This window comes from Aquimarina rubra (assembly GCF_042684305.1).
In the GTDB taxonomy this organism is placed as follows: domain Bacteria; phylum Bacteroidota; class Bacteroidia; order Flavobacteriales; family Flavobacteriaceae; genus Aquimarina; species Aquimarina rubra.
This window is the reverse complement of the sequence record NZ_JBHULE010000008.1, coordinates 511,026-532,696: the sequence shown is the minus strand read 5'-3', so window position 1 is coordinate 532,696 and position 21,671 is coordinate 511,026. Positions and strand designations below refer to the sequence as shown.

The 21,671-nt window shown below is 34.9% G+C and carries 19 protein-coding genes; 8 read left to right on the top strand and 11 right to left on the bottom strand.

Annotated elements, in window-relative coordinates; genetic code table 11:
- Nucleotides 1–82: 82 nt before the first annotated feature.
- From ACFSR1_RS06635 to ACFSR1_RS06610, 6 genes are all read right to left on the bottom strand, one after another.
- Entirely contained in the window at nucleotides 83–391 is a 309-nt protein-coding gene (locus tag ACFSR1_RS06635; RefSeq protein WP_378173915.1) for a hypothetical protein, read from the bottom strand.
- 346 nt (nucleotides 392–737) lie between these two features.
- Nucleotides 738–1,085, bottom strand: coding sequence for a hypothetical protein (locus tag ACFSR1_RS06630; RefSeq protein ID WP_378290851.1), 348 nt, complete (start codon nucleotides 1,083–1,085; stop codon nucleotides 738–740).
- 220 nt (nucleotides 1,086–1,305) lie between these two features.
- Complete coding sequence (locus tag ACFSR1_RS06625; protein ID WP_378290849.1) at nucleotides 1,306–2,463, bottom strand: acyltransferase family protein; 1,158 nt, start codon at nucleotides 2,461–2,463, stop codon at nucleotides 1,306–1,308.
- A 150-nt stretch (nucleotides 2,464–2,613) separates the two neighbouring features.
- Nucleotides 2,614–3,126 (bottom strand): hypothetical protein, encoded by a 513-nt coding sequence (locus ACFSR1_RS06620; protein ID WP_378290847.1) that lies wholly within the window; start codon nucleotides 3,124–3,126, stop codon nucleotides 2,614–2,616.
- A 129-nt stretch (nucleotides 3,127–3,255) separates the two neighbouring features.
- The gene (locus ACFSR1_RS06615) at nucleotides 3,256–5,478 is read right to left on the bottom strand and encodes an NAD(P)-binding protein (RefSeq protein ID WP_378290845.1); all 2,223 of its coding nucleotides are present in this window, start codon (nucleotides 5,476–5,478) and stop codon (nucleotides 3,256–3,258) included.
- 37 nt (nucleotides 5,479–5,515) lie between these two features.
- A complete protein-coding gene (locus tag ACFSR1_RS06610; RefSeq protein WP_378290843.1) occupies nucleotides 5,516–6,376 on the bottom strand; it encodes a hypothetical protein in 861 nt (286 codons plus the stop codon).
- 111 nt (nucleotides 6,377–6,487) lie between these two features.
- Here ACFSR1_RS06610 and ACFSR1_RS06605 point away from each other — a divergent pair, with 111 nt between their 5' ends.
- Nucleotides 6,488–8,497, top strand: coding sequence for a sensor histidine kinase (locus tag ACFSR1_RS06605; protein ID WP_378290841.1), 2,010 nt, complete (start codon nucleotides 6,488–6,490; stop codon nucleotides 8,495–8,497).
- Nucleotides 8,498–8,512: 15 nt separating this feature from the next.
- On the opposite strand, the gene ACFSR1_RS06600 is transcribed toward ACFSR1_RS06605, so the two are convergent.
- Nucleotides 8,513–9,256, bottom strand: a complete 744-nt coding sequence (locus ACFSR1_RS06600; protein ID WP_378290839.1) for an arylesterase — start codon at nucleotides 9,254–9,256, stop codon at nucleotides 8,513–8,515.
- A gap of 27 nt (nucleotides 9,257–9,283) precedes the next feature.
- Here ACFSR1_RS06600 and ACFSR1_RS06595 point away from each other — a divergent pair, with 27 nt between their 5' ends.
- The 3 genes from ACFSR1_RS06595 to ACFSR1_RS06585 are packed head-to-tail and all read left to right on the top strand — an operon-like array spanning nucleotide 9,284 to nucleotide 13,100.
- Nucleotides 9,284–9,973 (top strand): ABC transporter ATP-binding protein, encoded by a 690-nt coding sequence (locus ACFSR1_RS06595; protein ID WP_378290837.1) that lies wholly within the window; start codon nucleotides 9,284–9,286, stop codon nucleotides 9,971–9,973.
- 47 nt (nucleotides 9,974–10,020) lie between these two features.
- On the top strand, nucleotides 10,021–12,513 hold the full coding sequence (locus ACFSR1_RS06590) for an ABC transporter permease (protein WP_378291368.1): 2,493 nt from the start codon (nucleotides 10,021–10,023) through the stop codon (nucleotides 12,511–12,513).
- A 17-nt stretch (nucleotides 12,514–12,530) separates the two neighbouring features.
- Nucleotides 12,531–13,100, top strand: a complete 570-nt coding sequence (locus tag ACFSR1_RS06585) for a DUF427 domain-containing protein (protein ID WP_378290835.1) — start codon at nucleotides 12,531–12,533, stop codon at nucleotides 13,098–13,100.
- 28 nt (nucleotides 13,101–13,128) lie between these two features.
- Here ACFSR1_RS06585 and ACFSR1_RS06580 read toward each other — a convergent pair whose 3' ends face one another.
- Nucleotides 13,129–13,368: a hypothetical protein gene (locus tag ACFSR1_RS06580; protein WP_378290833.1), complete on the bottom strand. Its 240-nt coding sequence runs from the start codon at nucleotides 13,366–13,368 to the stop codon at nucleotides 13,129–13,131.
- Nucleotides 13,369–13,630: 262 nt separating this feature from the next.
- Here ACFSR1_RS06580 and ACFSR1_RS06575 point away from each other — a divergent pair, with 262 nt between their 5' ends.
- The 4 genes from ACFSR1_RS06575 to ACFSR1_RS06560 all read left to right on the top strand — a co-directional run bounded on the left by ACFSR1_RS06575 (nucleotide 13,631) and on the right by ACFSR1_RS06560 (nucleotide 17,761).
- A complete protein-coding gene (locus ACFSR1_RS06575; RefSeq protein WP_378290831.1) occupies nucleotides 13,631–14,689 on the top strand; it encodes a helix-turn-helix domain-containing protein in 1,059 nt (352 codons plus the stop codon).
- Between the two features lie 125 nt (nucleotides 14,690–14,814).
- On the top strand, nucleotides 14,815–15,222 hold the full coding sequence (locus ACFSR1_RS06570) for a nuclear transport factor 2 family protein (RefSeq protein ID WP_378290829.1): 408 nt from the start codon (nucleotides 14,815–14,817) through the stop codon (nucleotides 15,220–15,222).
- Between the two features lie 27 nt (nucleotides 15,223–15,249).
- Nucleotides 15,250–16,032 carry a type 1 glutamine amidotransferase domain-containing protein gene (locus ACFSR1_RS06565; RefSeq protein WP_378290827.1) on the top strand — a complete coding sequence of 261 codons (783 nt, stop codon included), beginning with the start codon at nucleotides 15,250–15,252 and terminating at the stop codon, nucleotides 16,030–16,032.
- A 22-nt stretch (nucleotides 16,033–16,054) separates the two neighbouring features.
- Complete coding sequence (locus tag ACFSR1_RS06560) at nucleotides 16,055–17,761, top strand: serine hydrolase domain-containing protein (RefSeq protein WP_378290825.1); 1,707 nt, start codon at nucleotides 16,055–16,057, stop codon at nucleotides 17,759–17,761.
- Between the two features lie 1,089 nt (nucleotides 17,762–18,850).
- Here the strand turns inward: ACFSR1_RS06560 and ACFSR1_RS06555 are convergent.
- From ACFSR1_RS06555 to ACFSR1_RS06545, 3 genes are read right to left on the bottom strand one after another with little or no spacing between them, the layout of a single operon-like run.
- A complete protein-coding gene (locus tag ACFSR1_RS06555) occupies nucleotides 18,851–19,357 on the bottom strand; it encodes a hypothetical protein (RefSeq protein WP_378290824.1) in 507 nt (168 codons plus the stop codon).
- A 19-nt stretch (nucleotides 19,358–19,376) separates the two neighbouring features.
- The gene (locus ACFSR1_RS06550; RefSeq protein WP_378290822.1) at nucleotides 19,377–20,123 is read right to left on the bottom strand and encodes a PmeII family type II restriction endonuclease; all 747 of its coding nucleotides are present in this window, start codon (nucleotides 20,121–20,123) and stop codon (nucleotides 19,377–19,379) included.
- Nucleotides 20,123–21,547 (bottom strand): DNA cytosine methyltransferase, encoded by a 1,425-nt coding sequence (locus ACFSR1_RS06545; RefSeq protein WP_378290820.1) that lies wholly within the window; start codon nucleotides 21,545–21,547, stop codon nucleotides 20,123–20,125. The genes ACFSR1_RS06550 and ACFSR1_RS06545 overlap by 1 nt, the downstream gene beginning before the upstream one ends.
- Nucleotides 21,548–21,671: the final 124 nt, after the last annotated feature.

Sequence of the window (21,671 nt, the reverse complement as noted above, 5' to 3'; positions counted from 1 at the left end):
AAAGAAAAGTAATATGGTGATTCCGAGTGCTGGTAAAACTTTCGTTTTAAATAATTCCATTGTTACTGTGGTTTAATAGTTATTATTCTGCTAGACTAATTTCTAAAGTACCTTTGATTTTCAAGTTTTTGCCAAGGCCTCTAATACTTTTAATAAATTGAGTGGCAATTTCCTTTTCATTTTCTAATTCATCGATACGACCATCCAATCTATTTGTTTTGCATCCGTGATCGCCTTCCCATATTTGAAGTCTTTGTAATTTGTGAAAGTTTATTTTTTCATTGATTAAACTGCTAATAACGTGAGCAGCTTCAGATGGTGTAAATTCACCTTTTACTAGTTCGACTTGTTGAGTCACAGTTTCGAGTTGAATTAAATCCTTTGTTTCCATTTTAATAAGATTTTTTGATTAAAAAAATATGCGATTGATTTATAATTCTGGAACAAAGTTATAGATATAGTTGATTAATTTTTATTTATAGTTATTATCTAAATCATAAATTAAATTAATGTATTAAATAATTTTTAGAATGATTAAAGATGTATTTAAAAGTGAAAATTGATCGAATTTATTATACCACGAATAATCATAATTAAATGATTAACAATTATTTATATAATATCTTTTGAATTAAAAGTTTTACTTAAGTATTAGTGCCGATTTTTCTTGGTGATTTTTGTGTAAACAGTTTTGTTTTAAACAAATAGTAGGGTTAGATTTATTAAAAACTTAGGTTTTATTCCTTCAGTTGTAGTTCTTTTAATCTTAAAAAAATGTCAATTGCCTCCTTTTGTGCTGAAGAAATAGCAGATTTATTTTTTGTACGGCTAGCAATTCCAGGTAAATTATCTACAGATAAAGAAGTATGCCAGTTGGTAGCCATATCCAGATCAAAAATCTTTATAGCTTCTATTTTATGAGAATCTAGAGAACTTTGGTGACAACTACCACAATGCGTAATAAGAACGGCTCTTGTAATTTTAGAATTCTCTTCAAATGTACTCTTATCAGCGTTAACCGGATACGGTTTTGGTCCAGTGGATGTTTCTACCTTTTCTATATAAAAGGTATCTCTTTCCTTCACACATCTACGGGTTGAAACCCCGACGAGAGCTAAAGCAAAAAACCATATTTTGATATTTGTAACCATCTAATTATGAGTATATAATATACTGATATTGTTTTACAAAAGAATCTTAATTAACATCATTTTTAGTATAATAATTAGGAATCAATAACCTTCTTTTATTTATAATCTTCTTTGAAGTTGTATACATAAAGTGTCAATCATATTGAATATTATACTAAGCGTTTTTATAGGTTATAGATGGAATCTCTTTTGTAGTAACCTGCTTCTTTTTCATTCCAAAGAGAAAACGGGGCACTGCAAATGGATATATCACAAATCGATAGATACATAGGATAATAATAAATGAGAAAATCATTAGTGCCAATAGTTTTGGAAGAATATCCCAAGGTTGTTGTAAAACGTAGTATCCTATCACAATCAGAACTGTCTGATGTAAAATATAAAATGGGTAGATACCTTCATTAAGCTTCTTTAATAAATTACTGGGCTTAGCTAACCAAATCTGTCCATATCCTAGCAAAGTAATAACCACGGTCCAGCTAACAAGTGCTGACAAACCATACCAAATATCCCATCTGGTAGAAATGTCCCAATAAGATGATGCAATACTCTCTGGCAAGAAATAATACACATAAAATATAATAATAGCAATGATGGTGGTTACCAGATTTAATTTTCGATGTTTTTTTAATGAGTCCCATAAAGTTGATGTTCCTGCCAATACAATTCCGATAATGAAAAAATAGCCATAAAATAGGGTAGTAGAAAGGTTAGTAATGGCAGTACTATCACCTGGGAAATACTTTTTGGTGACTATTTTAAGAATGATGAGCGGTAGTACGAACATAAATATACCTAATGGTTTAGAACAAAAATTTTCTAATGTCATTCGAAAGGATGTCGAATTAGAAGATTTGATAAATAAAATAAATGGAATGCATACAACAGAAAGGTAAAACAGGTTTTCGATAAACCAAAGATGATTGACATCCAAATACTCTAAGATCTTAGTGTAAAATTCAGAATAGGAAGTATATGATTCAATATGCTCGATATAGGTTTGAGGTGGTACGATGATAAATACTCCAAAAACTAGCGGAACTAATAACCGAGTCGCACGTTCTTTTACAAATTGTATCCAACTTCGTTTAGAGAAAGCAAATACTGTTCCTGTTCCGGATATCATAAACAACAATGGCAACCTGAATTGTTCAAAAAATACCATAATATCATCTAACAACTTACTTGATTCTGAATTCATAATATGAAAATCATCACCGTTAAATGGCATTCCAATATGGTGTAAGAAAACCAGAAAGATAGAGATAACTCGCCACCAGTCTAAATCATAACGTCTTTCAATTTTTTGCATAACTATTGATTAAAAATACACGATCAAAAATATAGTTTGCCTATAATTGAAACAACGACATTTAGTGAATGTCGTGCAAGTGACGGGTAAGACAATAAACAAAAATCTTGATAATCCTAAAGCTATATGGATTTCGTCTCTGTAAACCCATCATTTCCTTTTCTGCCTTTTTTTAGGTTGTAAGTGAGTATTCGTTTTCTTTTTCCCATATTGATAAGAACTTTTTTCTAACTTTTCTTTTTGTACTTCTTTTAAATATTCAATAATCTTTGATTTCACTTTGGTGACTAAAACTTCATTTTTCTTTTTATAACTGTACAAAGAACCAATGATGAATCCAAAACCCAATACAATAGGGATCGACCCATTTTCTATAAGAGGAAATTGCGTATACAAGTTGACCGCAACTCTAGGTTCAAAATTAAACAAGATAAACAAGCCATATCCCATTGAAATAATACCGAATAAACCATAGGTGTAAATATTCCTGTGTATATTTCTTAAGGTATCTTTTTCGAGTTTTTGAATATTAGCTTCACTCAAAAAAGGATTATTCAGTTCCTTTTCTTTTTGAATAAAACGCAAGAATTCATCATCCATCATATCAAAAGAAATTCCATAACTTCTTTTCTTTAGATCTTCTTGGGTGATTCTGTATTTCATACCTTGTGAACTATTGAAATTAAGATGTTTAAAATATGTAATTATTTAATTTACAAATATTTAAAAGAACGAGTTTAATTATTGCTTTAACTAAACTCGTTTCTGTATTTTCTATAAATGGGTGTGAAGTTATTTCAATTTAACACCATTAAAAATAGCGGTCTCGCTCGGTAAACCAAGTTTATCACGTACAGCTTGACCTGCTTGAAGCCCAGAGACGATAGCACCTTCGTAATAACCAACATTGACACCAAAATTAATCCAATCTCCAGTAAGGATAAGATTCTCAAAACCGGATTCATCCGTTTTAAGTCGGTATTTATTTGAACCTGGAAGTGATAACGTGTATCTATCCGTTGGATTTACATTTGCCCTAAAAAACTGAGTTTTCAATCTACCATAATCGGTCTTGGCAGCTTTAGAAAAATCATGGATAACGCTTAGCTTCATTCCTTCTGGATATTCCAGCGTAGTAGCGTTTGGGAAAAACCATCCCATTTTGTCTCTTAGCCATTGTTCTGAAACACGCATAATTCGCTCTAATTGCTCGTGAGGATAGTGATGATCAGAGAATGGAGGTATCTCTTCGGGATCCAGAAATGATCCTGTATAGTAAATTAATACACCCGGTTTATCTTCATTCCAGTTTTCATAAGGCATTACCTGAGACATATCTATAAAAGAATATTGGGGATCCGCATAGGTAACCAAGTTTGGTAAAGAACCTTCAGGAAAACCCCAATCCGGCAAGTTCATTCCTAATTCTTTTAGTGTCGGTTTAATCCATAACTGCATAGACATCGTAGGAATACTTTTTACGTGATGATACATATTATACCAAGCCTGATTATTCTCAATAATCTCCTTACAAATACCTTCTTGACCACCCAAAACATCTATAGGAATCCCCAAAATAACGTAATCAAAATCTTTTCCTTTTTCCAAGGAAACCTGACCCACATTCTTCCAACCACACCAGGATTCCTCAAGATCATATTTACCTTCTTTAAGGGCTTTAGCTTGTGCATCATCAATTTGGTCATACAATGGTTCCCCAGGCCATACATCTAGATTTTTGAACTTATAAGTAGGAGTGTAGGTGCCATTTTTTAAGGTTACCTGTTCCGCCATCGATACTTTTTCTATGGCTCCAGAGTCTGAGTAATGTACTTGTTCTACTTTATGGAAAAACTTAAAGTTTACACCTCTGTTTTTAAGTACCAGATAAATTGGAGTGATCATAGTATCTGCCGTTCCTGCTTTAAATTTCCATACGAAAGATCCTTTATATCCGGCAGAATTGGTAAGGAAATGAAGACCAACTCCGGCAGCCAGACTTCCTTGTTGATCAGCTCCTGTTAGGTTATGGAATGTTCCTGTATACAAAAATCTAACCATAGCAGAACTCAATAACCGTTCACTAGCTCCATGTTTTTGAAGCCATTCGCGATAATCCAATTCGTTGATACGTTCATAATCCAATTCGTGAGTTTCAGGGTCATATACATCATCAAAAGTTCCCTTCATATTCACAATTCCGAATTCCACAAATACTGCTAACCAATAGAAGTATTCGTCATGATCCGCAATAGAATCGATAAGCTTAGTAATCCATTTAGATAATGTATCTAGAAGTTCATTGATCATAGAATGATGATCTTTTCTTGCCGAGTGATCGTGATCTCCTTCACTTAGATGCTGAACTAATTCAGCCACGTAATTCAATAATTTTTCACCTTCGTGTTTAAAAACTTTATCTTTTACAAATCCTTCAAGTTTAGATTTGAAATTTTCCCAAAGAGAATGATGCTCTGGAGCTTTTATTTCTTTGGCAGATTCAGACGCTGCACTCAGTAAACTTTTCTTATTTGGATCTGTACCAAACAAAATTTCTAAAATCAACCCAACAGCTTTTTTGACAATAGCAGAAAAAGGTAAAGGACCTCCTTGACCGGGTATGTAATTATTAGATGGAAAAATAATATTTTTCTTGATCCATTGATTAGTTTTGGGATCAAAGTGGGTGAGTAGGGTAGTGTCCTCACGATCAAAACCATCTTCCCAAGATTTAAAAGGACTATCCGGCATTAGATTATGTTTCTCACACTCTTTGTAAGAATCCTGTATCAATCTAAAGGCATTTTCATACCAACCTTGAGCGATATGAATACCATGTTCCTGAATTCGTTCGTTGGGGCCTCTTCCGGTAGCCGTTTTTCCGCCCAATCGCCAGCCCATTTGATAAATGGTAATATCATAACGGTCTTGCCAATTTTCATAAGAGCTAAGCTCATAAGCCGAGGTAAGTGCCGACATACCACTACCTAGTATGGCTATTTTCTTTTTTTCCATTTGTGTGATTTGTATTGGTTTATTAGTTTATTTGTATTTAAGGAGTATTGATGTCCTTGGTTGTTAATGCGTTACTAAAATGAACTGAGCTTACTTTATTTTCAGTAATCGGGTAGAGGGGCTTATTGTTTTTCACATACTTCAATACGATAGGGGAGTTATTCCATTTTGCAGCTTCATCGTATAACTTGCTTAAATGTGGAACTATAAAAATTAAATCGAAAATATCTTCGATTAATCCGGGAAGATTATGCGCGTGATGTGTAACATACGCAATGTCTTCTTTTGATAATGGGTAATTACTTGGATAAAAAGCTTCAATATCGGTTATGATAGAAACCGCTTTTCCACGAGGGTTTGCAAAAATTTTACCTAAAATCCCAAAACTTACACCTTCTACCATCGACTGAGCGTACAATAATCGATAGAGTACGATATTCACAAAATATTGTTCATATATATTTTCCTTAAAAGCCAGCGAATCTGCTACTTCATATCCAGAAATAATACTGGAGTTATGGGCACGATACCACGAACATTCATTGGGAGTATTGATAAAATCCAGCCAAAAATCCACAGGAACCGGTAAATCAGTAAAGGTTTCTCCGGATTCCTTAATTAACTGGGCAAGGGTAGCTACATACAAAAAATGACTATTGACTTCTCTCCACCAAGGGCTTCCCGGATAAGCGTCTTGGATAGGATTGAGTACACCTCTTTTTATTTCCCATTCCATAAAAGCTAATTCAGAATTTCCCAACCCTTCTTTACCTTTTACAAAAGGGTCTCCGTATTTTTGATAGAATTGATATCGTAATTTATATCGACCTTGTGGATCGTCAGCCACCTTGTCAACGATTTCTTTGGCTTTCTCCTTAAGTATTTCAAGTTTGTTCATATATTCGTCAAATGGTTCATAAACTTACAAGTTAAACAGCTAATTACAATAATTTTTTTAGTAAATTCAACAAGTAATTTATTTATATTTTCCCTATATTAAGCACTACGAATGACCCCTTATTTCAAATACTGCTTAGGAGTATTGTCAATATTATTATTGTCTCCTCTTCATTTATGTAGTCAAACAGAAATTTTACTAAATGACACTAAAGAATTACAAGATATTGGTCTGCAAACCTATTATCTGGAAGATGCTTCTCTGGATTTATCTATAGAAGAAATCTTAAGTGATCGTATTAATAATAACTTTACAGCGAATTCTCAGGAAACCATAAATTTCTCTAGTACCGCTTCGGCTTATTGGTTAAAATTTAAGATCAGGAAAACCACTTCAGATAACTTTTATCTCAATGTAGGATCTGCTTATATTGATGCGATATCACTCTATGAGTTTGATGCTACTAATCAACTTGTTTCTACGAGACATACTGGTGATGACTTGCCTTTTGATACACGAGAAATTAAAGTAGGTAATTATTTATTTACCCTTGATTTCGATAAGAATATTACAAGAACCTTTTATTTAAGAGTAAAAAGTGATCAACCCTTATTTTTCCCACTCAGAGTAGGAACACTTTCTAATTTTGCAGCATACGAGCACGATTTAGACTTTCTACAAGGGATTTATTTCGGATTTATGTTGTTGATCTTCCTCTACAATCTCTTTTTATATTTTTCCATAAGAGAAAGAATTTATCTTTATTACATAGCCTACGTATTCAGTATTACCTGGTTTATGGCTTCGGTATTTGGTTATTTCTTTGAATACTTTTGGCCGAATGCACCTTTTCTAAATCAACTAGTCGTGGTCAGTTCAGGCTTAACCATGATTACGGCAACATTATTTACTCAACAATTTTTAGACACCAAAAAATCAGGTTCGCGTCTGCACAAAGGTTCGATGATATTTCTTGTATGGGGATTTTTGGTATGTGCATTGGTAGTTGTTGGTTATAAAATCGAAGGGTTAAAACTAGCACAAGCTGGTCTTTTGTTAATGGCTTTTTACTTTTTGATTTTAGGGATACGATTTAAGCTAAAAGGGTTTCGTCCTGCAATCTATTACCTGTTTGCGTGGGGAGCGCTTATTGTGGGGATTTGTTTTGCGATATTGGAGTCATTAAATCTAACTTTTGTAATGACCTATTTAAATGCCATGCAGATTGGTTCTGCATTAGAAGTATTACTACTTTCTTTTGCATTAGGAGATCGGATCAATATGTACAAAAAACAAAAAGAAGATGCCCAGTTAGAAGCTTTGATATCTGCGAAAGAAAATGAACGACTCATTAAGGAGCAAAATATTATATTAGAGCAAAAAGTAAAAGAACGAACCGCAGAGGTGGCTAGCCAAAATGAAGCACTAATTCATCTTAATAAAGAAAAAGACATGCTGGTTGATATGGTGGCGCACGACCTTAGAACTCCGTTACATCAAATGAAAGGAATTATATGGTTACTTGATATACCGGCAATGGAACTAACAGAGGATCAAGCCATGTATTTAAATGAAATTAACAACTCGGTAGATCGTTTAACCGATATGGTAGGGCGTATTTTAAATACACACGCACTGGAAAGCAATCAGGTAAAGTTGAAAAATGAACTCATCGATTTGGTTGCATTAGCAGATGACATGACAAGACGTTTTCTTCTTACTGCCAAAGACAAAGATATTCACATAGTTGTAAAAGCAAAAGAAGGGAGTCACGTTGCCGAATTGGACAAAAATTATATGATACAGGTTTTAGAAAACTTGTTATCTAATGCAATTAAGTTTTCTGAAAAAGGAGGTAAGATACAATTACACGTATATTCTGAAGATAACAAAGCATTTATGGTAGTCGAAGATAACGGTCCCGGTATTAGTGAGGAAGATCAAAAGAAGCTGTTTGGAAGGTTTCAGCGACTCAGTGCGCAGCCCACAGCAGGTGAATCATCTATAGGACTAGGGTTGTCTATTGTTAAGAAATATGTGGAAGCGATGCAGGGCGAAATTCATTGCGAAAGTCAATTAGGTGTTGGTACTAAATTTATTATGTCTTTTGAGGCGAAATAAAAGTAAATATATTTTTTATTGTAACACCTTTTTTAAAACAGCCCACACATTGTTGGCGAGTATCTTTTGCCCCTCGACAGTGGGATGAATACCATCTGCCTGATTTAGTTCTGCAATACCACCAACATCTTTTAAGAGAAAGGGGATAAGCTCAAGTTCGTTTTTCTGAGCCAAATCAGGAAAAACAGATCTGAATTCAGTAATATATTCGGGACCCATATTTGGAGGCAACTGCATACCGGCTAATATGATTGTTGTTTTTGGATTTTTTTTTCGCACTGTATCAATAATAACCTGAAGATTTGCTCGGGTTTCTGTTAAGGGAACACCACGTAATCCATCATTGGCACCTAAGGCTAATATAAAAATGTCTATTTTTTGATTGAGTACCCAGCCAATCCGACTTTTTCCTCCTGCTGTTGTTTCTCCACTCAATCCCGAATTGATTACTGTATATGGTAACCCTAAAGAATCTAACCTAGTCTGAAGTATGGCGGGATATGCATCATTAATGTCTTCTAAGCCATAACCGGCTGTCAAACTATCTCCAAAACAAAGAATTGTCTTGGTAGCAGTTTTTTTAGTTGTTTCGCTAGTGTTTTCAACGGATTCAACTGGGGAAGTTGTTTCTTTTTTAGCTGTATTTTCTCCACAAGAAAGAAGTGAACTTATTAATAAAAAATAACAAAACTTTAAGGAAATCTGCTCATAACGACTGTATAAATCCGAAACCATTTGCTTATTTTTCCTTTTTAGCATTGCCTAATAAATTAATTGAAAATCAATATGCCAAAGATATTAAAGATTCATGAACTGGAGAAAACATATAATAGTGGTTCAAAAAAGCTAAAAGTTTTACATGATATTTCGTTTGAAGTAGAAAAAGGAGCGACCTTTTCGATTGTAGGGCCTTCCGGAAGTGGTAAAACTACCTTGCTGGGACTTTGTGCCGGGTTAGATCATCAAGATTCCGGGACGGTAGAGTTATGTGGACAAAATCTTAAAGAACTGGATGAAGATCAACGAGCAGAATTGAGGAATAAGGAGGTAGGATTTATATTTCAGGATTTTCAATTACTACCGACATTAACAGCTTTGGAGAATGTGATTGTACCTTTAGAGTTACAAGGCGTTAAAAATGCTGCTAAACAAGGCAAGGAATTATTACAAAAAGTAGGTTTGTCGGATCGCTTTCATCATTATCCATCTCAATTATCAGGTGGAGAACAGCAACGTGTTGCATTGGCAAGAGCCTTCTCAAATTCGCCATCCATCTTATTTGCCGATGAACCCACAGGGAATTTGGATGAGGAAACCGGTGAAAAAGTAATACAATTGCTTTTTGAATTAAACAAAGAAGCCGGAACGACCTTAGTGATTATCTCTCACGATCTTGATCTAGCTAACAGAACGCAACAAATACTTCGATTAAAAGGAGGGAAGATTATAAGTAACGAGAAAACACTGGCCCAATAATGAAGAAGCGTTTATATTCAAAAGCAGGTATTTCTTGGTTATTCAAGATGGCTTGGCGTGATGGAAGAGCTAGTATTTCTAGGTTATTCCTATTTATGGCTTCTATTATTCTCGGTATTGCCGCTGTAGTTTCGATACAATTGTTCAGCGAAAATGTAAAGCAAAACATCGAACGTCAGTCCAAAGTGTTAATTGGTGCTGATTTTATTATTGATAGCCGCCAACTTCCCAACGATAAGGTTAAAGCTATTATTGACTCACTAGGAGCAGATGCTTATGAAGTTAGCTTTCCGTCGATGGCAGCATTTCCAAAAAACGGAGCTGCTAAATTGGTACAGGTTCGGGGTATGGAAGGCAACTTTCCGTTTTATGGCACCTTAGAGACTGAACCCGTTACTGCAGCAGCAGCGTATCAGCAAAAAGGAGGAGCAGTAGTTGATGCGACCCTGATGTTACAATATGATATCAAACCAGGTGATTCGATAAAATTAGGAGTGGTTACCTTACCTATTACGGGCACTCTTAATTCGATGCCGGGTAGTTCAGGTATAGGAGCTACTGTAGCACCAACCGTGCTTATTCCTTTTAGATTTATAGAACAAACTGAACTGTTGCAATTAGGCAGTAGAAAGAGATATCAATACTTTTTTGAAGCACCCGAAGTGGATTTAGTTGAATTGGAGAACACCTTAGATCCTATATTGGATGCAGAAAATGCCGATCTCGACACCCATACCAGCACCAGTCGACAAATAGGACGTGGGTATGCAAATCTGGGTAAATTTCTCAATTTAGCAGCTTTTATAGCCTTACTTTTGGGATGTATTGGTATTGCTAGTTCGGTACATATTTATATCAAAGAAAAACTAATCGATGTCGCCGTTTTAAAATGTTTAGGAGCGAGCAGGAAACAGACTTTTTTGATCTACCTGATACAAATTGCTGTCATGGGACTTATAGGAGGTATTCTAGGTACGATGGCAGGTGTAGGACTTCAACAAGCGCTTCCGTTTCTTTTAGAAGATTTTTTACCTTTTGATGTTCAGGTTTCGATCAGTCTGCAACCTATTATGATGGGGCTTTTACTAGGAGTCTTCATGTCTGTATTATTTACATTACCACCTTTGCTTGGTACGTGGTTTGTATCGCCTTTGGAAGTATTGCGAGTGTCAGAAGAGCAACCGGCCGGATCAAGAAAGATGAGGATATTGACCTTTGGAGCGATCTTGATTTTTATTCTTTTATTCTCGTTTTGGATTTTTAAGGACTTGCTATTTGCGCTAGCTTTTGTGGTTGGTATTTTTGTAACCTTTGCTATCCTGGCAGGTATATCTGCCTTGTTTATCAAAGCCATTAAAAGTTATTTCCCGACAGCTTGGGGATTTACTGCGCGAACAAGTCTACTGAATCTCTTTAGACCCAACAATCAAACCACCGTACTCATCTTTGCTATTGGCTTGGGGACTTTTTTGATTAGTACCCTATATTTTACAAAAGATATACTGTTGAGCAAAACAGCACTTGACAATGGTAAGGAAAATGCTAATATTATCTTGGTGGATGTGCAGCCGGAGCAACGAGAAGAAGTAGTTGCCAGCGTGAGCCAAGCAGGTTTAAACATTATGGATAACCTATCGATTGTTACCATGCGAATGCACAGCATTAAAGGAAAAATGGCGAACGAGATCCGAAAAGACACAAGCTCAACCATAAATGATTGGGTTTTAAATCACGAGTTTAGAACTACTTTTCGTGACTCACTCATTGCTTCAGAAACTGTTATAGAAGGAAATTGGCTTGAAGAGATCCAACCAGGTGAAAAGGTACAGATCTCTATTTCGGAAAGTCTGGCAGAAAATGCAAAAATAGGCATAGGCGACCCTGTTGTGTTTAATGTTCAAGGTGTATTAATGGAAGCCACCGTGGGAAGTATTCGAAAAGTAGATTGGACAAGATTACAGTTAAATTTCATGATTGTTTTTCCTAAAGGTGTATTAGAACAAGCTCCGCAATTTCATGTGTTAACCACCTATGTTCCTGATAATGCCAGGTCGGCAGCTTTACAACAGGAGCTGGTACGTAAATTTCCGAATGTTACTGTCTTCGATCTACGGCAGATCTATACCGTTATCGAAGACATCTTAGAAAAAATATCCTGGGTCATTAATTTCATGGCTTTCTTTAGTATTCTGACAGGACTTATTGTATTGATTGGTTCAGTTCGCACTAGTAAATACCATCGTATTAAAGAGAGTGTATTATTACGCACACTAGGTGCCAAGAGCAAACAAATCCTACACATCACGGCACTTGAATATTTATTTTTAGGGATTCTTGGGAGTTCGGCCGGAATTTTCTTGTCATTGCTGAGTAGTCAATTATTGGCTACATTGTTATTTGAAGAACCTTTTGTGCCTTCCGGTATACCATTCTTATTGTTTTTACCAGGTATTGTGATATTGGTTTTAATTATTGGATTAAGTAATATCAAAAGTGTATTGCAAAGTCCGCCTTTGGCTATATTAAGAAAAGTAGGATAAACAAATAAAACGGAATTATGGGATCCAATAAAAAAGATAAAACAAAGATCAATTGGTTACAAAAATCCCGTGAAAGCTGGAATTATAATGGTAGTAAAAGACCTCCATTTGCTATAACTCCAAAAGAAGGACAACGTTCCGTTTGGGATTTTCCTCGTCCTCCAGCCATTGAAAAGGTGTGCAAACCTGTAATAGTTCATTATAAAGGTGTGACGATTGCAAATTCTAACGAAGCCCTAGCAGTGCTTGAAACCGCCAGTCCACCCACATATTATATACCTAAAGGTGATGTCCAAATGGCTATGCTTACTAGTATTCGCAGTAAAACCTCTTTATGTGAATGGAAAGGAAATGCCGTGTATTGGACCTTGAAAACAGGGATAGACAGGCCAGTAGCATGGTCGTATCCGAATCCTTTTCCAGAATTTGAAGTATTAAAAGATCATATCGCGTTCTATCCACAACATCTGGAATGTTATATTGATGGAGAACAGGTAACCCCTCAATCCAGTGAATTTTATGCTGGATGGATTACTTCGGACTTGGTAGGGCCTTTTAAAGGAGAACCAGGAACAGGACATTGGTAAGAACAACATTTTTAATACAATATTTGCTCTATTTGAATCTATTAATTTCCTGAGCTATCATACCGAGTTTATCCAAGAGTAGGGGAAACGGATCTTTCAAAGGGTGATTGTACCGCCTAGATTTGCTTAAATGTTTACTTTCTGTGTTTGTCTTTTCAACATGTTCAGTAAGCAAATAAGTATCTTTATCTAGCTCAAAAGCTAAATTGAAGTTTTCTAAAGCCTTGTGATATTTGACAATATCAAAATAATAAATACCGAAATTCATACACGTAAACTTTTCTTTGGGTCTCCATAAGAGCCAATATAGATAGTAACTCTTTCTTTGGTATATAATAACATAAAAGATGATGATGAAATTTCATTGTTGAACATCAGGAAGACAAATCTAAACGTTTTTTCAGAATTTATGTAATCAACAATAAAACTATAAACTTTAAGTTCAATAACTGTTTACAGCCAGCTAGCTGTGTGGAATGACTAAAAATTTATTCTTTTACTTTTATATATTTGTTGTTAAACAACTAAGCTTGGATTTCGAAGACCAAATATTATTCTTTTTCAGCGCGGTAGGAGCCTTTAATGGTCTATTTTTGAGCTACTATTTTGCTTTTATCATAAAAGAAAGAAATAGAGCTAACTATTTTCTAGCTACCTTATTGTTTGTTATTAGTGTACGCGTTACAAAATCGGTATTTCTAACATTTTATTCTGAAACATCGTCACTATTTATTCAAGTTGGCTTAACAGCTTGTTTCCTTATTGGCCCTTTTTTATATCTATATACTAGAACCGTAACAAAACCGGAAAGTATTGGTAAATGGAATTGGTTGCTACATATTCTACCTATTATTGTATTCATGACTGTGACGGGAATCCTATATCCCTATAATGAGCATTGGTATTTATGGCAGCGCGGACATGATGGAATTTTAGGATATATGCTACTCTTTCAATGGACTCTTTATCTTTTTGTCTCCATCTATCAGGTTAGATTTTCTTTTTCAAAATTAGTTGATAAAACAGAAAAACCGAGTAATCTGGATTATTGGATTATCAATATTGTTGTAGGGTGTTTTCTTATTTGGTTAGCGTATAATACCGTCCAATACACGTCGTATATTGTAGGTGCACTTTCTTTTTCGTTTACACTGTACATTAGCCTAATGGTCTGGTTTTTTAAACGAAGACAACATAGTTTGTCTTTTCTTTCACCTGTAATTAAATACAAGAACAAAGCGATACCTGATACCGAAGCTTTATCAATTGCCGATAGATTGCCTCATCTCTTTATAGAAGAAAAAATACACCTCAATTCTGATTTAAAACTCTTAGATGTGGCTAAGCAACTTGAAACTAATCAGCATACCTTGTCTCAATATCTTAATGATACTATGGGGCAAAACTTTTCGAACTTTGTAAACAGCTACAGGGTAGAGTCCGCTATAGAAATGTTACAATCTAATAAGGTTCTAACTATCGAAGGTATCGGAAACGAATGTGGTTTTAAATCAAATACATCATTTTATGCTGCATTTAAAAAACATAAAGGAATGACCCCTGCACAATTTAAAAAGTCCTTAAACTAGGCTTTGTTTTCTACAGAATTATAAATCTGTAGGCCTTTTTACTTCACCTGTTTCATTTGTTTGTTCATTTATAATAGTTTGGTAGAAGATTCAATAATATAATCTTTCATACCAAAACAAAAACAATGAAAAAGCTAGTTATAATTACCTGTTTACTACTTACCCAATGCGTATTGGCACAAACAGAAGAGGACCGTATTCGAGAAACGCTAACCAAGTACATCGATGGTTCTACAGGAGGACAGCCCAAACTATTAAAAGAAGCTTTTCACCAAGATCTGAATCTATATTATGTAAAAAATGACCAGATAAGCATTTGGTCCGGCAAAGACTATATAGCCGATACCAAAGAAGGGAAACCAACGGGGGAAAAGGGCAGGATCTTTTTTATTGATTATACCAATAACGCAGCGGTTGCCAAAGTAGAAATAGCTTCGCCTGGTAAGACACCGTATATCGATTATTTTATGCTGCTTAAAACGGAAGGTACATGGACTATTATACATAAAATGTTTACCAAAAAAAAGAAGTAATCTATCCTTCTGACTAAAACAAAAAAAATGAAAAAGACTATTCACTTCCTATTTTTATTTGCTTCGTTTTTATTGACCTATGCACAAGGTGTAGATAAATCGATCCCAACTGTAAACGGCCAAAATTCTGGACGAATTCTATTCATTGTTTCCAACGCTCATTTTTATGGAGATTCAGAACAGAATACCTCCAATCATTTTTCAGAAATAGTTCATGCTTATGATGTCTTTGATAAGGCAGGTTATAAAATGGATTTTGTAAGTCCAGAAGGAGGAGCTATACCAATAGGGTATATCAACACATCAGATTCATTACAGAAGCAATACTTATATGATAATGATTTTATGGATGCCTTAGAGCATACGCATAAACCGGCAAAAATTAAAGCCTCAAACTATGTCGCCGTTTATTACGGAGGTGGAGGAGCTGCCATGTTTGGAGTTCCCGAGAACAAGGATATACAACGTATTGTGATGCAAATGTATGAGAATCATAAGGGTATCATAGCTACGATTTGCCATGGCACGGCAGGCATTGTGAATCTAAAAACAAAAGATGGTACGTATTTAGTTTCAGGCAAAAAAGTAAATGGCTTTCCTGATGCCTTCGAAAACATGGAGGCTGACTATTATAAAACGTTCCCGTTCTCGATTCAACAACTAATCACTAAAAGAGGAGGAGATTTTCAATTTTCACCTAAAGGTTGGGACGGATTTATGGTTGCCGACGACAGATTAATAACAGGGCAAGACCCATCTGCTGCAGCCTCGGTAGCAAAAAAAGTAGTAGACGTATTGCAACGATTATAAATTTTTAACAAACTAAAAGAGCATGAAAAATTTATTTATAACATTTTTATTCTTCGCATGTATTAGCTGTTTTTCACAGCAGGTACAAAAAAGACAAATTACACCGGCTCAGATAGATGCCATTTTTGCCAAATGGGACACCCCAGATAAGCCAGGGATAGCCGTTGGTATCCTGAGCGATGGTGAAATAATATATACCAAGGGCTATGGTCTGGCCAATTTAGAGCACAAGATTCCAATTAGTACCGAAACCAGGTTTCATATCGGGGATCTAGCAAAGGAGTTTACCGTTTATGGGCTTTTGTTGTTAGAGCAGCGAAGCCAACTTTCCTTGCAAGACGATATTAAGAAATATATGCCCAATTTGAGATCCTTTCCACATTCCATAAGCATCGAGCAATTGATACATCATACAAGTGGATTAAACAACCAAGAAGTTTCTAAAGCCCTTGCCGGATGGAGCGCAGAAGATGTTTTTACCAAGAAACAAGCATATGTTATGGTATTAAACCAGGCAAAATCCCTGTCCAATAGCGGAAGCACGCAACGCTATTCTGATGCTGGGTTTATGATACTCGAAGATCTTATTGCCAAAATCAGTAAGATGTCTTATGCAGATTTTATAACTAAGGAAGTCTTTAAACCTCTAGGAATGACAAATTCTGTATTTGATACCCAAGGTAGCGTAATCGCCAACAAAGCTCAAGGATATTTTGCTCAGAACGATGGTTTTGTCAATTCGACCATGAACCACACGCATACAATCGTTTCCGATGTATACACTACTGTGGGTGATATGTGTTTATGGGCCAAAGAACTTAGAAACCCCAAAGTTGGTACGCAACAGATGCTTAAAAAATTCGATGGTCTGTCTGTTGTTAATGGAAAAAAGGTCAATGAAAGTAATATGGCATTATATACGGGAGGTCATCGGTTTTGGAATTTTAGAGGATCTAAAAAACTGTACCATATTGAGGTCGCGGGAGGATATGCCAGTAAATTGATACGTTATCCGGATTATGACCTTGCTATTGTTGTGATGGGAAACGATGGAGCCTATAATGGCTTTGCTGCCACAGGGGCCAGTGAGCTCTATATTGAGGATTTCTTGGATCCCATGCCAAGCGAGCCCGAGAAAATAACTGCAAAAAAATTATTAAAAGAACAACTTACCGCATTTGAGGGCGATTATTGGGACCTTAATAACCACTCAACCCGGAAAATTCATCTTACCAACGATACTTTGAGGTATTTTAGAGGTCCAGGAAACGAAAGTGCCCTTGTTCCCCTAAGCGATAACTCCTTTAAGATGATTACAAGGGGAGAAGTAACGGTAAGCTTCGATGCTAAAGCTGTTCCCAAAAAGATGTCCGTAACTGTCGGGGAAGATACCTTCCATTCGATTGCATATGACACCAATGCAAGTTGGACAAAGGACCTAGACGTATTTACTGGAAATTATTATGCTGCTGATTTGGATACGACGTATGCTCTGATCATTGATCAACAAGGGAAGCTTGTACTTGTCCATCCCAGGATGGATCCTATCCAATTAGATCCAAGAATACCAGATCTATTCACGGGGAGCCGTAGACATTTTACCTCCATGGCATTTAAAAGGGATGCAAACGATACGGTCACAGGGTTTCATTTGGCCACTTCTGGAGTTGCTGATATTTGGTTCCAGAAGGAAACAACTCCAAGTGAAAATTTGGTAAAAGTCAAATGAGGTTGTTTTTTTAGTTTGTGGGGTTTACGAACCTTTATTAAATCTATAATTGAATTAAAAGTTTTCTGATGAAATCGAAGATTGGCTTTAAGGTAATGGAACGTTCCTAAAAGTTTTGCTTTAGATTCTCAATCTTTATAATTATTATTTACATAACAACAAAATGTCATTTGCTGAGAATCGCGTATTTGAAAATTTACGTACGATTGTACAGAATATTCGATTTATAAGAATTAAGGTAATTAGTCTATTTAAGTAATTTCTATAAGAATTATGTAAATAGAGTAGTTACTGAAATATTCTATTTTACATAATATAAATTATAGTACAAATGTATATTGTAGCAAATTGGCGCTCCGCCGCGGCGGATTGACATAATTGCAGATATAACAACACGTCAGTGTTTTATATCGTCCTCAATTATGTAAAAACCAATTTGAGAAACGTTAAGCTTCATTCGTAGCTATAATGTTCCCAGCCACATCATCTCGCAGCTTTTTAGAATTGATTTGTGATCAATTATAAAAACTCGTGTAAAATATCCCAGAATAATTATATTTCATAGTAATCGCAGCTACTGGGGTCATTATATGTTGAAACATTCGCAGCCGCATCATCTCGCCGCCAAAAGCAATCATCCACTGGATAATTTCTTTTGTCACGTATTTGTAGCTATAATTTACTCACAGCGATAATATTTTATTGGAGTTCGTGATGTGCTACGCAGTTGCCGTTCTGTACGGAATATTTCTAAAGATTCTCAATCTTTAGAAATATTAGCGAGCTGATGTGGCTGGGCTACCAAGCGCTCGATTGCTTTATAAAATCAAATTGCTCTGGCAATTTATTTTACACACAATTATCCAACGCTTGCCAACGCCAAAATAAAAGCTAACCTTTTTGCTCATTAACATTGCTTTGAAATTCCTTGATTATTTAGAACTCTTAAGAAACTGTATTGCTAAACCCCTAAAATATGCATGCTCATTCACCTATTGTTTTACCAAAGATTTTGAGGTCGTTTTTTCAATGTTCCATCTGGGTATCAACACACAAGTTCTATTTTACATAATGTGATTATAGCTTAGTCTAATATCCAATTATTAAAATCCCAGTTAACGGCAACTTTAATCTATTACTTGCATATAAAGTATCTATAAAAGAAATAACCTTTTCAAAATCTTTACTTGCTCTATAGATATTTCTAACTGCTATTACTAAATATTCTATATCATGCATAACAGAAGCTTGAAATAAATCTTTAAGAAATTGATGATTACTAACTCCTCTCCCAGCCTCTACTTCAATAACAGTCTTCTTTTCTTTATTTAACCCATCTGCTTCAAAGTATTTCTCTAAATTCCCATTCCTTCCAAATAATACTGGAATATGAATTTTATCTATCTGCTTTTTCGATTTCTCGATCTCAAAATTTATTTCTTCAAGCCTATTTCTTAAAAATGAAAGTACTTCATCACTAGAGAACTGATGATTTTCTGAATCTATTTGTTCTCTCTCTTTTTCAAACACATCAATCACTTTAGTTAGGTGATTTGGAATTTTATCAGATTTTGGAAAATATTGCCAATTTATCATTCAGCCTATCAAATTAAATTTAACGAATACTTGAGTTAAATTCTACTAATCTATCCCAATCAATAGCTCCGTCATCTAAACAAAAATTCTCAGAAAATTCTAGAGTAAACTTATTTAATATCTTAGAATAAGATTCCAAAAATTCTTCATTTTTCTCTTTTGCTTTATATCCTATAGGTATAATTAAATCCTTATATAATCTCTCATTATTAGAAATGTAAGTCCAAAATGACTGCCCACAATATTTGTATAAGTCACCTTTTTTCTTGTATTCAAATCTCTTTGAAGACCTACCATAACAACATCCATTTACAGCAACTACATTGATGCCTCCACCTGAAGTTTTTAGCCTTTTTCTAGCAGAATCAAAATTATCAATCATTTTTTTCCAAGAACTACTATTTGACCAATCTGGACCCGATTTAATTGTGACTATATTTCTAGCTCCATCCTTATCAAACTCTAAATCAATTCCATCCATTCCAGATTTCCAGCCACCATAAACTTTATTGTTTACAAATATTGCTAACCCTTCAAGCCAATCTCCAAAAATCCCCTCTTCACTAGATGAAACCCAAGCATCTAATATTCCTTGAACAATATCTGATGCCACTAATACATTTTTAGCTCTAAATAAATAAGGGTTTTTTCTCTTCAAAATAACCTTTAATTCAAGGTCATCAAGTTTATCTATTCTTTTTTGATGAAAGGTTCCTATATTATCTTTAACATAGAGCTTTACATCTTCTAGGTTGAGTTCATTCATTAAATAACCATTTTAAATTGATTCATAGCTTTACAAGTTTGTAATTCCCATTGGATATCATCTGTTTTATTATATCTAGAGTATTTAAAACCAGAGTATTGTTTAGATGATATATTATTCATATGGTTATAAATTGCTTTACCAACAGCTTTTCCCAATCCAACTGGAACAGCATTTCCAATTTGTCTATACTGTTCAATTAAACTTCCTTCAATAACCCAATCATCTGGAAATTGTTGAATTCTTTTATACTCTTCAACAGTTAGAGGTCTGTCTTTTTCAGGGTGCGCCAAATCAGTCGCAGGCATTGCTGGATGAGTTACTAGGGTTGGCGAAGGTTTATCCCAAGCTAATCTTCTTAGAAAGCCTGTTTTTCCTCCACCTGAATAGAAGGATTTTCCCATTGCTTCCTTTTGTATTTCAATTGGTAAGTTCTTCCAATATTGTCCCGGGCCAAGCATTCTATAATATTTTAAACGTTTCTCTGGGAAATTTACGTGATTTTTCGAGTCCTCATCCATATTCTGCACTGCACTTTTAAAATCTTTCCACTCAGGAAGTCCAAACTCTCCGTTTTCAGAATGTGTTGGTGTTAAATAAGGTAATTTTTCTCCAGTTCTTGATGCTATAATAATAACACGTTCTCTCTTTTGTGGTGTTCCAAAGTTTGCTGCATTATATAAATTAAAACTTACACCATATCCGCTATCTCTAAGTATATTTACTATATTTAATAGAGCTCCACCTTTTAATTCGGAAAATTTTAATTCATCAAACTCCTCTCCTCTTTGATTATGAGGCCTATGAATTAAAGGTGCGGATAATATTCCTCTAACATTTTCTATTACGGCATACTTAGGTCGGAGTTCTAAGATTCTATCTATAAATGTTAAGAAAACATTTCCTCTTTCATCTTCAAAACCTTTTCTTTTTCCTGCAGTACTAAATGCTTGACAAGGTGGCCCACCTATTATTAAATCAATATCATCACTATTAGTTAATCCAGCTTTTTTCCTTATTTCATTAGCAGAATAATCCCTAATATCACCAATTAAAGCCATCTCAGGCTTATTTCTTGCTATTGTCTTACGACTGGCTTTATCTACTTCACAGGCTAAAAGAGTTTTGAAACCAGCCTTCTCAATACCTAAATCAAGGCCCATAGCTCCAGTAAAAAAAGATAAGGCTATTGGTTCATTAAAACTAATTATATTTGAATTCTTAGGTTGAGATAAATTTTTGTCTTCTGTTATCCCACAACTATGATTTGATTTATAGTATTGAACTTCCTCTTCATTTATTATCCACGAATTCCCAAGTTTTTCACTTGGTAATTTGTCATATCTGCATAAATTTCTAACTTGTTGAGGAGTCAAGTCTAATTCTGTAGCTACTTCTTTAACTGTCAATTTGGTACCTTTCATTTTTTCGTAAGCGAAAATATTTATAGTCCAAATATATGAAGTATTTATTTAATAACATAGAACTATTAATCCCATTCCATACACATTCCCACTTCGCTCCTATCGTCGCTTCGAGCAAGGAGTA